Below are 12,251 nucleotides of genomic sequence, written 5' to 3'. Positions count from 1 at the left end.
ACAATGGAAATAGCATTATTAACAGATGTTGGTCAGAAACGAACAAATAACCAAGACTATGTCAATCACTTTGTCAACCGAGCAGGACGCACTATGATCCTCTTGGCTGACGGGATGGGAGGGCACCGTGCAGGAAATATCGCTAGTGAAATGGCGGTAACAGACCTCGGCGTGGCTTGGGTGGATACCCAAATCGACTCAGTCAATGAAGTTCGTGAGTGGTTTGCCCACTACCTAGAGATTGAAAATCAAAAAATTCATCAACTAGGTCAGGACGAAGATTACAAAGGTATGGGAACTACGCTAGAAGCTATGGCTATTATTGACAACCAAGCTATCTATGCTCATATTGGAGATTCTCGTATTGGTTTGATTCGTGGAGAAGAGTACCACCAGTTGACCAGTGACCATTCCTTGGTCAATGAATTGCTCAAGGCTGGCCAGTTGACTCCAGAAGAAGCTGAAGCGCATCCCCAAAAAAATATCATCACTCAGTCCATCGGACAAAAAGATGAGATTCAACCAGATTTTGGAATGATTACACTGGAGTCAGGGGATTATCTCCTGCTCAACAGTGACGGCCTAACCAATATGATTTCGGCCAGCGAGATTTATGATATCGTAACCAGCGATATTTCCTTAGCAGACAAGGCGGCAACCCTCATTCGTTTCGCTAACAATGCAGGAGGTTTAGACAACATTACGGTTGCCCTTGTTTACATGAACGAGGAGGAAGCAGAATGATCCAAATCGGCAAGATTTTTGCCGGGCGGTATCGGATTATCAAACAGATTGGTCGAGGGGGCATGGCAGATGTTTACCTGGCCAAGGATTTGATCCTAGACGGGGAAGAAGTGGCGGTCAAGGTCCTGAGGACCAACTACCAGACAGACCCGATTGCTGTAGCACGTTTCCAGCGTGAAGCGAAGGCTATGGCAGATCTGGACCATCCTCATATCGTTCGGATAACAGATATTGGTGAGGAAGAAGGTCAACAGTACCTAGCTATGGAGTACGTAGCAGGGCTTGACCTCAAGCGTTATATCAAAGAACACCATCCTCTTTCAAATGAAGAAGCGGTTCGAATCATGGGACAAATCCTCTTGGCGATGCGCTTAGCCCATACTAGAGGTATTGTTCACCGCGATTTGAAACCTCAAAATATCCTACTGACACCTGATGGAACAGCCAAGGTCACGGACTTTGGGATTGCAGTAGCCTTTGCGGAGACCAGTCTGACTCAGACAAACTCGATGCTGGGTTCCGTTCATTATTTGTCACCTGAGCAAGCGCGTGGTTCTAAAGCGACTTTTCAGAGTGATATCTATGCAATGGGGATTATCTTCTATGAGATGCTGACTGGTCACATTCCTTACGATGGGGATAGTGCAGTTACGATTGCTCTCCAGCATTTCCAGAAGCCACTTCCATCAGTCATTGCTGAAAATCCATCTGTCCCTCAGGCTTTAGAAAATGTTGTCATCAAGGCAACGGCCAAGAAATTGACGGATCGCTATCAGTCTGTTTCGGAGATGTATGTAGATTTATCGAGTAGTTTGTCCTACAATCGCCGAAATGAACCAAAATTGGTCTTTGATGATGCCAGCAAGGCAGATACCAAGACCTTGCCTAAAGTTCCACAAAGTACACTGACGTCTATTCCTAAAGCGCCTGCGCAGGAAGAGCGTCCTCAGCCAAAGAAAGCAACTCAACCAGTCGCTGAGCCAGCACCTGCACCAAAGCCAGCCAAGAAACGGAAGTTTAAGGCTCGCTATATGATTCTTTTGGCTAGTCTTCTATTGGTTGCAGCCTCTTTGGTCTGGATTTTGTCAAGGACACCAGCAACGATTGCTATTCCTAACGTAGCTGGACAAACCGTTGCAGAGGCTAAGGAAACTCTTAAAAAATCCAAGTTTGAAGCCGGTGAAGAAAAGTCAGAAGCCAGCGATACAGTAGCAGAAGGACGTGTTATTCGAACGGATCCAGAAGCTGGTAGTGGCCGAAAAGAAGGAACCAAGGTCAATTTGATTGTTTCTTCTGGTAAGCAATCCTTCCAATTGAGCAATTATGTCGGACGTAAGTATACGGATGTCGTAGCTGAACTCAAGGAGAAGAAGGTTCCTGAAAATCTAATCAAGATGGAAGAGGAAGAATCCAGCGAAAGCGAACCTGGAACTATCCTCAGACAGACTCCTGCTTCGGGTTCGACTTATGACCTTTCAAAAGCCACCACGATTACCTTAACAGTTGCCAAGAAGGTGACCAGTGTCAGCATGCCTAGCTACATCGGTTCAAGTCTCGAATTTACTAAGAATAATCTGACTCAGATTGTCGGAGTAAAAGAGGCTAATATCGAGGTTATTGAAGTATCGACTGCTCCTGAAGGAACAGCAGAGGGTACGGTTGTAGATCAAACGCCAAAAGCTGGTGAAAAGGTTGACCTTGCTAGCACGCGTATCAAGATTTCGATTTACAAACCGAAAACACCGCCGTCAACTTCATCCTCTAACCCTGCTCAACGAGGGAACCAGGGTTCTACAACAACACCAAATCAAGGGAACCAGCAAGGAAATCAACAAGGTAATAATCCTCCAACGAATCAACCAAACAATGAAGGAAACCGCGAAAGTTCTCGAGATTAAACGAATCTTTGTCATGAAATCATGACAAAGATTTTTTTTAACAAGATTTTGTGATAAAATATAGGGAGTAGAAAAAAGGAGGAGAAAATGGACGAATCGAGAGAGTTGAATGCCGTCATTGATGTCATTATGTTAGCTGGAACCATTCTCTTGAAAAGTGGTTCGGAGATTCATCGGGTTGAGGATACCATGATTCGTATTGCCCATTCACAAGGGATTATGGATTGCAATGTACTTGCCATGCCCGCAGCTATTTTCTTTTCTATCGAAAATACCAATATTTCTCGGATGAAACGGGTAACCTCATCCTCTTATAACATTGAAAAAGTCTGTGATGTCAACCAAGTATCACGGGAGCTTGTCGGAGGGCAGATTGATCTCTCGACAGCCTTTAAAAAGCTGAAAGAAATCGGCAATCAAGCCCTTCCTTATACCAAGTTCCAAGTGACCGTAGCAGCGACCCTCAGTGCCCCTTTCTTCTCGATTATGTTTGGGGGCAATGTCTATGACGCTTTTGGTGCGGCTATTGCGACTTTATTTGGATTTGCCTTCTCTCTCTACGTCGAGAAGTTTATCCGAATTCCTTTTGTAACAGCCTTTGCGGGTGCCTTTGTTTTTGGCTTGATTGCCCAGTTCTGGGCCCGCTACACTGGATTTCCTTCCACAGCAGACCTGATTATAGCAGGAGCGGTCATGCCCTTTGTTCCAGGGATTGCTCTGACAAATGCGGTTCGGGATATCATGACCAATCATATCAACTCTGGTATGAGCAAGATGTTTGAATCTCTGCTCATTACCCTCGCTTTAGGGGCCGGCACTTCGGTCGCCCTGGTTTTGATGACATAAGATGACTCTAACAAGTATTTTACTCCAAGCGGTGGCGAGTTTACTCGCCATTATCACCTTTTTAATCGTACTGAATGTCCAACGCTCCATGCTCCTACCTGGTGGTATTTTGGGAATGGGCGTTTGGCTCCTCTATCTTGTTCTAAAAGAACCGACCAATGTCATCGTTGCGACCTTTATCGCGGCGGTGGTTGGATCTTGTATCAGTCAGATTTTAAGTATTGTCTATAAGACACCAGCGGTGGTATTTGTCTTGGCCATTCTTGCCCCCTTGGTGCCAGGTTATTTATCCTATCGGACGACAGCTTTCTTTGTGACAGGCGATTACAGTCATGCCCTTGCCAGCGCGACTCTAGTGGTTATGTTGGCTCTGGTCATTTCTATCGGGATGGCAAGTGGAACGGTGATTTTAAAGCTTTATTACTACATCCGAAAACAACGAGGAATCTCTTCCTAATGCAGTCAAAGCAAAGACTTGATTTGTTGAATCAAGTCTTTTTTCTCTCTTTTGCCCCTATTTGTGATAAAATAGAATGAAACGATTTTTTACAATGAATGAAAAAACAGAGGTAAATATGACAATCGGTATTGATAAGATTGGTTTTGCGACCAGTCAATATGTCTTGAAATTACAAGACCTAGCAGAAGCGAGGGGAGTTGACCCCGAAAAATTTAGCAAGGGACTCTTGTTAAATGAAATTAGTATTGCACCACTGACTGAGGACATTGTTACCTTGGCTGCTAGTGCCAGCAACTCTATCCTCACAGATACAGATAAAGAAGAAATCGACATGGTCATCGTGGCGACCGAGTCAGGAATTGACCAGAGTAAGGCAGCAGCGGTCTTTGTTCATGGTCTGTTAGGCATTCAGCCTTTCGCCCGTAGCTTTGAAATCAAAGAAGCCTGCTATGGAGCAACAGCTGCCCTTCATTATGCCAAGTTACATGTGGAAAATTCTCCAGAATCCAAGGTCTTGGTCATTGCCAGTGATATTGCCAAGTATGGTGTGGCGACTCCGGGTGAGCCAACTCAGGGTGCTGGAAGTGTGGCGATGTTGATCACTCAAAATCCGCGCATCATGGCCTTTAACAATGATAACGTTGCTCAAACGCGCGACATCATGGATTTCTGGCGTCCGAACTATTCAAGCACTCCTTATGTCAATGGTGTTTATTCAACCCAGCAATATCTGGACAGTCTCATGACGACTTGGGACGAATACAAGAAGCGTTACGATTGGACCATGGGTGACTTTGCGGCCATCTGTTTCCACTTGCCTTATCCTAAGCTGGCCCTAAAAGGCTTGCGCAAGATGATGGACAAGACTCTTTCTCAGGAGAAGCAGGATAGTCTGCAAGAAAACTTTGATAAGTCCATTCTCTACAGTCAGATGATTGGGAATATCTATACAGGTTCCCTCTTCCTCGGTCTCCTCTCCCTTTTAGAAAATGCAGAGACTTTGAAGGCTGGCGATAAAATTGCCCTCTACAGTTACGGAAGTGGAGCTGTTTCAGAGTTCTTTAGTGGTGAATTGGTCGAAGGCTATGAAGCTTATCTCGACAAAGAGCGCTTGAGCAAACTCCAACAACGTACAGTCCTATCCGTTGCAGACTATGAAAAAGTCTTCTTCGAAGAGGTTCAGTTGGATGAATCTGGTTCAGCCCAATTTGCAGCTTATGAACATCAAGACTATGCCTTGGTGGAGATTGTCGACCACCAACGCCGTTATAGCAAGGTTGAAAAATAATGAAGATAAGTTGGAATGGATTTTCTAAAAAATCATACCATGAGCGCCTTGAGTTGTTGCGAGCTCAGGCGCTCCTTAGTCCTGAAAAGCAAACCAGTCTAGAGCAGGATGAACAAGTCAGCTTGGCTATTGCAGACCAGCTGAGTGAAAACGTGGTAGGAACTTTTTCTCTGCCTTATTCGATCATTACAGAACTTTTGGTGAATGGTCAGGATTATACAGTTCCTTATGTGACAGAAGAGCCGTCAGTGGTTGCTGCAGCTAGCTATGCCAGCAAAATCATCAAGCGAGCAGGCGGTTTTACTGCTCAGGTTCATCAGCGCCAGATGATTGGTCAGGTAGCCCTTTATCAAGTTGCTGATCCTGAACAAGCGCAAGCGAAGATTGCCAGTAAGAAAGCCGAACTCTTGGAACTTGCCAATCAAGCCTATCCTTCTATCGTTAAACGTGGTGGAGGGGCGCGTGATTTGCATGTGGAACAGATTAAGGGAGAAACAGACTTTCTCGTCGTCTATCTCCATATCGATACCCAGGAAGCCATGGGAGCCAATATGCTCAACACCATGCTGGAAGCCTTGAAGCCAGTCTTAGAAGAACTCAGTCAAGGACAAAGTCTTATGGGAATTTTGTCCAACTACGCGACCGATTCTCTGGTGACAGCAAGCTGTCGTATCGCCTTTCGCTACTTGAGTCCCCAAAGGGACCAAGGACGAGAAATTGCGGAGAAAATAGCCTTGGCCAGCCAGTTTGCGCAGGCTGATCCCTACCGAGCGACTACCCATAATAAAGGGATTTTTAATGGTATTGATGCTATTTTGATTGCCACGGGTAATGACTGGCGTGCCATCGAAGCTGGGGCTCATGCCTTTGCCAGTCGAGACGGACGCTATCAAGGTCTTAGTCAATGGACGCTGGACATGGAAAGAGAAGAATTGGTCGGTGAGATGACCCTACCCATGCCGGTAGCGACCAAGGGTGGCTCTATCGGTCTCAACCCACGTGTAGCCCTTAGTCATGAACTACTAGGAAATCCTTCTGCTAAAGAATTAGCTCAGATTATCGTGTCCATCGGTCTTGCCCAAAACTTTGCGGCCCTCAAAGCCTTAGTAAGTACGGGCATCCAGCAAGGTCACATGAAACTACAGGCCAAATCCCTAGCTCTCCTAGCTGGTGCTAGTGAGTCCGAGGTTGCTCCCCTCGTTGAGCGCCTCATCGCAGATAAAACCTTTAACTTAGAGACAGCCCAGCGCTATCTGGAAAATTTACGATCATAAAAAAACTCAGACGCATTCGTCTGAGTTTTTTGTACTTAAATACTTTTTCCTGGTAATAATGTGACTGGTAAGAAGTAACCAGTTGTCGCGACTTCCTTGCCTTCGATCTTCTGCAAGAGAAGATCAACAGTGAGGTGGGCAATCTCTTCCAAGGGTTGCTTGATGGTCGCGAGTTGAGGGTAGTAGTTCTCAATAAAGTAAGTCCCGTCATAGCCGATGACTTTGAGCTCTTCAGGAACAGAGATTCCCAGTTCCTGAGCAATTTTGATAATCAAAATTGCTGTCAGATCATCTGAAGCAAAGATAGCATCTGGTTTCTGATGAGTCAAGATATTCTTGATTTCCATTTCCTTTCTAACGGGAGAAAAGTCACTCGAAACATTGATAATAGGAGCTTTTGGGAGAACAGAAGCAAAGCCAGCATGACGCAGTCCAGTAGGCGAGTTGGAATTGTCATTCCCTGTAATCATGATGATAGACTGGGCACCTGTCTTGACCAAGGTTTGGGCAGCGAGAACCCCGCCACCGTAGTTGTCAGAGGAGACAACAGGAATGTCTGGAGACAAGTTTCGGTCAAAGGAAATGATTGGGGCTGTCACACGATTGTAGTCTTCGATTCCCAAGTTGTGACTTCCAGAAATGATACCATCGACCTGATTGGCCTCTAGCATTTCGATGTACTCTCGTTCCTTCTCAGAGTCGTGCTCGCTGTTACAGATGATGGTCTTGTATCCATTTTTAAAGAGTTGGTGTTCCAACTTATCAATCAATTCTGCATAGAAAACATTGGAAATATTTGGGAAAATTAAGCCAATCAACTTAGCTGATTTTCCTTGGAGGCTACGAGCTAAATTGTTGGGCTTATAGCCCAATTCTCTCATGGCTTCATTGACCTTGAGAATGGTTTTTTCAGACAGATAACCTTTTTTATTGATAACCCGAGAAACGGTAGTAGGGCTGACACCAGCAAGTTTTGCGACATCAGTTAGTTTTGCGACCATAATCTAATTCATAGTAGGTTCCGGTTGGGTTTCCAGATTTGATCAGGATACCATTTTGATCGGCATTCGGAAAGACGCGACCAGAAAATACTTTTTCTCCTTTATTGATAAAAATTTCAAAAACAGAATTGTCGATGAAGATGTTAGCAGTAGTAGTTTGCTTGTCGATTGGGCAAGAACGAGTGCTTCCAAATTCTTGGGCGTACTGCTCACCAGCCTGGCTACGATCCACTGTCACTTGACCATTTACAAGGTCAAAGTTGATTGAAAGTCCCTTGCCTTCTTTATCAGCGAGCAAGACAATCTCGCTTTGGCTATTGGCCTCCAAGTTGAGCTCCAGTTCATAGGTGTTATTGGTTTGAGTACGATTTGAGAAGACCTCTTCAGAAGAACGAAGTTCTTTGACAGCTGAGACAGGATATTGGTGGAGTTTGCCATCTTTGATAGTGAGTTCTTTGACCAAGGAGAAAGTTCCTTGGTGGTCAAAACGGTCAGATGGGTAAGAAACATCTGGTAACCCAAGCCAACTTACTGCTAGTGCACGTCCATCTGGAGCGTTGAAGGCTTGCGTTGCATAGGCTTCGAAACCATAGTCTAGATTTTGCAGTGGAGACACATCTACCATTTTGGCATTTTCAGAATCAAAGGAAGCCCCGATTTTGTACATGTTTGGATAGATATTATCATAGTCTAGGACACCCTTATCCAATCCTTGTGGGCAGTAGAGAAGGACAGGGTGCTCCCCTACAAAGACCAGATTTGGGCATTCCATCATGTAGGCAGTACGGTCGTTAGCAAAGTCAAGGTCGCCAACTGCTTGCCAGTTTGTATAATCATTGTCCACAGCCTTGTAGAGACGGACGAAGCCTTTTTTCTCCAAGTCCTGTCCACCGACGATGGCATAATATTGACCCTTGAAGTTAAAAATTTGTGGGTCACGGAAGTGATCAGTAGAGTCTGATGGCTGGTCAATCAAGATCTTGTCAATCTTTGTAATCTTGCCATCCTTATCCATCAGAGCACCAATCTGGTAAGGGTGACGAATCCAATTTTCATCACGGACATTTCCAGTATAAAATAGGAACAACTGATCGCCGAACTGCATGGCAGAACCAGAGTAGGCACCGTGGCTATCAAATGGAGTATCTGGCAAAACTTTGACTCCAGTTTCTGTAAAGTGCACTAAATCATCACTTTCAAGCTGCACCCAAGACTTCAACCCATGGGCTGCACCAAAGGGGAAGTTCTGGTAAAAGAGAATCCATTTGCCATCAAAATAAGAAAAACCATTTGGATCATTGAGAAGGCCCATTTTAGGCTCGACATGGTAACGAGTATGCCAAGGAGATTGTGCCATCGTTTCCTTGATTTGTTTGATTTCATCATTAGACCAGTCTTCATAGCGTCTGTAACGGCGCTCGGTTGTCCATTCCATTTTATCTTTCCTCCATAAGTTCTATTCTATTATTAATAGTAAACGTTTTCGGCAAAAAAAGCAAGTCTTTTATGTTAAAAAAAAGAAAAACATGTCAAACGATTGCCATAAATCGAGTAAAGGAAATCTGGCAAATTTTCACGAAAAAATGAAAGAAAATGTAAATAAAAGCCTTGATTCCTCAAGTATAAAGATATTTTTTTGAGGAAAAAGAGAATAACCCTCAAAAACGAGCAAAAATAATCAGAGAAAAAAGAAAGGGTTTAAAAAATTCTGCAAAACGCTTGACATATTTTAGAAACGTGATAAAATAATAGTCGTAGGGCGAATAAAATCGCTTTCAAACAAGAACAAAATTTTATAAGGAGATTTTTGCAAATGAACAATCAGGATATTGCAAAAAAGGTCATCGAAGCCCTTGGCGGACGTGAAAATGTCAACAGTGTTGCCCACTGTGCGACTCGTCTACGTGTCATGGTCAAAGATGAAGGAAAAATCAATAAGGAAGTGATTGAGAACTTGGATAAAGTTCAAGGAGCTTTCTTTAACTCAGGCCAATACCAAATCATCTTTGGTACTGGTACAGTAAACAAGATGTACGACGAAGTCGTTGCACTTGGTTTGCCAACATCTTCTAAAGAAGATATGAAAGCAGAAGCTGCTAAACAAGGAAACTGGTTCCAACGTGCTATCCGTACTTTCGGTGACGTTTTTGTTCCAATCATTCCAGTTATCGTAGCAACTGGTCTCTTCATGGGTGTTCGTGGTCTCTTGACTGCTCTTGGAATTACACTTCCAGATGATGTGAAGATTTACTCAGAAATCCTTACAGATACAGCCTTCATCATCTTGCCAGGTTTGGTTGTATGGTCAACCTTCCGTGTATTCGGTGGTAACCCAGCTGTTGGTATCGTTCTTGGTATGATGCTCGTTTCTGGTTCACTTCCAAATGCCTGGGCTGTTGCGTCTGGTGGTGAAGTAACTGCAATGCAGTTCTTCGGATTTATCCCAGTTGTAGGTTTGCAAGGTTCCGTTCTTCCAGCCTTCATTATCGGGGTTGTCGGAGCTAAATTTGAAAAAGCTGTTCGTAAAGTTGTTCCAGATGTACTTGACCTCTTGGTAACACCGTTCGTAACACTCCTTGTAATGTCAATCCTTGGATTGTTTGTTATCGGACCAGTCTTCCACGTTGTTGAAAGTTACATCCTCATTGGAACAAAAGCTATTCTTAACTTGCCATTCGGACTTGGTGGTTTCTTGATTGGTGGAGTTCACCAATTAATCGTCGTATCAGGTGTTCATCACATCTTCAACTTGCTTGAAGTTCAATTGCTTGCTGCTGACCATGCTAACCCATTCAACGCTATCATCACAGCTGCCATGACTGCTCAAGGTGCTGCGACAGTAGCCGTTGGTGTGAAAACTAAAAATCCTAAACTTAAAACACTTGCCTTCCCAGCTGCTCTTTCTGCCTTCCTAGGTATTACTGAGCCTGCTATCTTCGGGGTTAACTTGCGTTTCCGTAAACCATTCTTCCTTTCATTGATTGCTGGTGCAATCGGTGGTGGATTGGCATCTATCCTTGGACTTGCTGGTACTGGTAATGGTATCACAATCATCCCTGGTACAATGCTTTACATTGGTAACGGACAACTTCTACAATACCTTCTTATGGTAGCTGTATCATTTGTACTTGGTTTTGCTCTTACTTACATGTTTGGTTACGAAGATGAAGTAGAAGAAGTTTCAGGAGCAATTTCTGAAGCTGAAACTGACCGTTTAACAGAAGAAGCAGTAACTGGTACTGTGGTTTCACCTAGCGAAGGTGTTATCCAAACACCAATCGTTGGTGATGTCGTTGCTCTTTCAAATGTGAATGATCCAGTCTTCTCAAGTGGAGCTATGGGACAAGGTATCGCTGTAAAACCAAGTGAAGATGTTGTTTACGCACCAGCTGATGCTGAAGTGACAATTGTCTTCCCAACAGGACATGCTTATGGCCTAAGAACAGCTAACGGAGCTGAAATCTTGATCCACGTTGGTATCGATACTGTTTCAATGAACGGTGAAGGATTCAACCATAAAGTTGCCCAAGGTGACAAGGTTAAAGCTGGAGATGTTCTTGGAACATTTGACTCAGCTAAGATTGCTGCTGCAGGTCTGGATAACACAACTATGGTTATCGTAACAAACACTGCGGAATTTGCTTCAGTAAATCCAGTTGCTTCTGGATTAGTTGCTAAGGGTGATGCAATCATCGAAGTTAAAGCTTAATAGATTCATAAAAACGAACAAATGTCATGTTTGTTCGTTTTTGCTTGAATGGTAAAATTTACAGAGGAAAATCTAAAATATTGAGCAATTTTCAGTCTAGAAATATGCTATAATAAAGAAAATAAATACAAGAGGTTAATCATGACAAAACTATACGGAAGCTTGGAAGCGGGCGGTACAAAATTTGTCTGTGCTGTCGGAGATGAAAACTATAACGTTGTAGAAAAGGTACAATTTCCTACAACAACACCTATTGAAACAATCGATAAAACCATCGAGTTCTTCTCAAAATTCGACAATCTTGAAGGACTTGCCATTGGTTCATTTGGTCCAATAGATATCGATAAAAACTCAAAAACTTACGGATTTATCACAACAACTCCAAAACCTAACTGGGCAAATGTTGACTTGCTTGGTGCACTTCGTCGCGCTCTAAACGTGCCTATGTATTTCACGACAGACGTAAACAGTTCTGCATATGGTGAAGTGGTTGCTCGTAATAATGCCGGCGGTCGTATCGAAAACTTGGTTTACTACACGATCGGTACAGGGATTGGTGCAGGTGTTATCCAACGTGGTGAGTTTATCGGAGGTGTCGGTCACCCTGAGATGGGTCACTACTATGTGGCTAAACACCCAATGGATGTAGAAAAAGAATTTAACGGCGTCTGTCCTTTCCATAAGGGTTGTTTGGAAGGCTTTGCGGCTGGACCAAGTCTAGAAGCTCGTACAGGTATTCGTGGTGAAAACATCGAACTCAACAGTTCTGTCTGGGATGTTCAAGCCTACTACATCGCTCAGGCTGCGGTCAATGCTACAGTGACTTTCCGTCCAGACGTCATCGTCTTTGGTGGTGGCGTTATGGCCCAACAACACATGCTGGACCGTGTACGTGAGAAATTCACTGCTCTTCTAAATGGTTACCTACCAGTACCAGACGTGCGTGACTATATCGTGACTCCAGCAGTTGCAGGCAATGGTTCGGCTACACTTGGGAACTTTGTCCTTGCTAAGAGTGTCGCAAAATAAAA

10 protein-coding genes are annotated in these 12,251 nt (G+C 43.9%); 8 read left to right on the top strand and 2 right to left on the bottom strand.

Translation table 11 applies throughout. The features are described from left to right. Window positions 1-3: 3 nt before the first annotated feature. From MK409_RS05125 to MK409_RS05100, 6 genes are all read left to right on the top strand, one after another. A complete protein-coding gene (locus tag MK409_RS05125) occupies window positions 4-744 on the top strand; it encodes a Stp1/IreP family PP2C-type Ser/Thr phosphatase (protein ID WP_000401534.1) in 741 nt (246 codons plus the stop codon). Then, window positions 741-2,642: a Stk1 family PASTA domain-containing Ser/Thr kinase gene (gene pknB, locus MK409_RS05120; RefSeq protein ID WP_268705542.1), complete on the top strand. Its 1,902-nt coding sequence runs from the start codon at window positions 741-743 to the stop codon at window positions 2,640-2,642. The genes MK409_RS05125 and pknB overlap by 4 nt, the downstream gene beginning before the upstream one ends. An 87-nt stretch (window positions 2,643-2,729) precedes the next feature. Continuing rightward, the gene (locus MK409_RS05115) at window positions 2,730-3,488 is read left to right on the top strand and encodes a threonine/serine exporter family protein (protein WP_070696594.1); all 759 of its coding nucleotides are present in this window, start codon (window positions 2,730-2,732) and stop codon (window positions 3,486-3,488) included. A 1-nt stretch (window position 3,489) separates the two neighbouring features. Further along, window positions 3,490-3,945: a threonine/serine exporter family protein gene (locus MK409_RS05110; RefSeq protein ID WP_000176906.1), complete on the top strand. Its 456-nt coding sequence runs from the start codon at window positions 3,490-3,492 to the stop codon at window positions 3,943-3,945. A gap of 118 nt (window positions 3,946-4,063) precedes the next feature. After that, entirely contained in the window at window positions 4,064-5,236 is a 1,173-nt protein-coding gene (locus MK409_RS05105) for a hydroxymethylglutaryl-CoA synthase (protein ID WP_268705627.1), read from the top strand. Then, on the top strand, window positions 5,236-6,510 hold the full coding sequence (locus MK409_RS05100; protein WP_096408135.1) for a hydroxymethylglutaryl-CoA reductase, degradative: 1,275 nt from the start codon (window positions 5,236-5,238) through the stop codon (window positions 6,508-6,510). The genes MK409_RS05105 and MK409_RS05100 overlap by 1 nt, the downstream gene beginning before the upstream one ends. A gap of 35 nt (window positions 6,511-6,545) precedes the next feature. Here MK409_RS05100 and MK409_RS05095 read toward each other — a convergent pair whose 3' ends face one another. Together MK409_RS05095 and MK409_RS05090 are read right to left on the bottom strand one after the other, a co-directional pair. Beyond that, on the bottom strand, window positions 6,546-7,511 hold the full coding sequence (locus MK409_RS05095) for a LacI family DNA-binding transcriptional regulator (RefSeq protein WP_268705541.1): 966 nt from the start codon (window positions 7,509-7,511) through the stop codon (window positions 6,546-6,548). After that, complete coding sequence (locus MK409_RS05090; protein ID WP_084877738.1) at window positions 7,492-8,946, bottom strand: sucrose-6-phosphate hydrolase; 1,455 nt, start codon at window positions 8,944-8,946, stop codon at window positions 7,492-7,494. The genes MK409_RS05095 and MK409_RS05090 overlap by 20 nt, the downstream gene beginning before the upstream one ends. Window positions 8,947-9,324: 378 nt before the next feature. On the opposite strand from MK409_RS05090, the gene MK409_RS05085 reads away from it, so the two are divergent. Continuing rightward, window positions 9,325-11,220 carry a sucrose-specific PTS transporter subunit IIBC gene (locus MK409_RS05085; RefSeq protein WP_084877739.1) on the top strand — a complete coding sequence of 632 codons (1,896 nt, stop codon included), beginning with the start codon at window positions 9,325-9,327 and terminating at the stop codon, window positions 11,218-11,220. A 141-nt stretch (window positions 11,221-11,361) separates the two neighbouring features. Beyond that, window positions 11,362-12,249 carry a fructokinase ScrK gene (gene scrK / locus MK409_RS05080; protein ID WP_084877741.1) on the top strand — a complete coding sequence of 296 codons (888 nt, stop codon included), beginning with the start codon at window positions 11,362-11,364 and terminating at the stop codon, window positions 12,247-12,249. The last annotated feature ends 2 nt before the right edge of the window (window positions 12,250-12,251 follow it).

The sequence above is a fragment of the Streptococcus oralis genome (assembly GCF_026782375.1).
In the GTDB taxonomy this organism is placed as follows: domain Bacteria; phylum Bacillota; class Bacilli; order Lactobacillales; family Streptococcaceae; genus Streptococcus; species Streptococcus oralis_CL.
The sequence above is the reverse complement of the archived record's forward strand: the minus strand, read 5'-3'. Positions and strand labels throughout refer to the sequence as shown.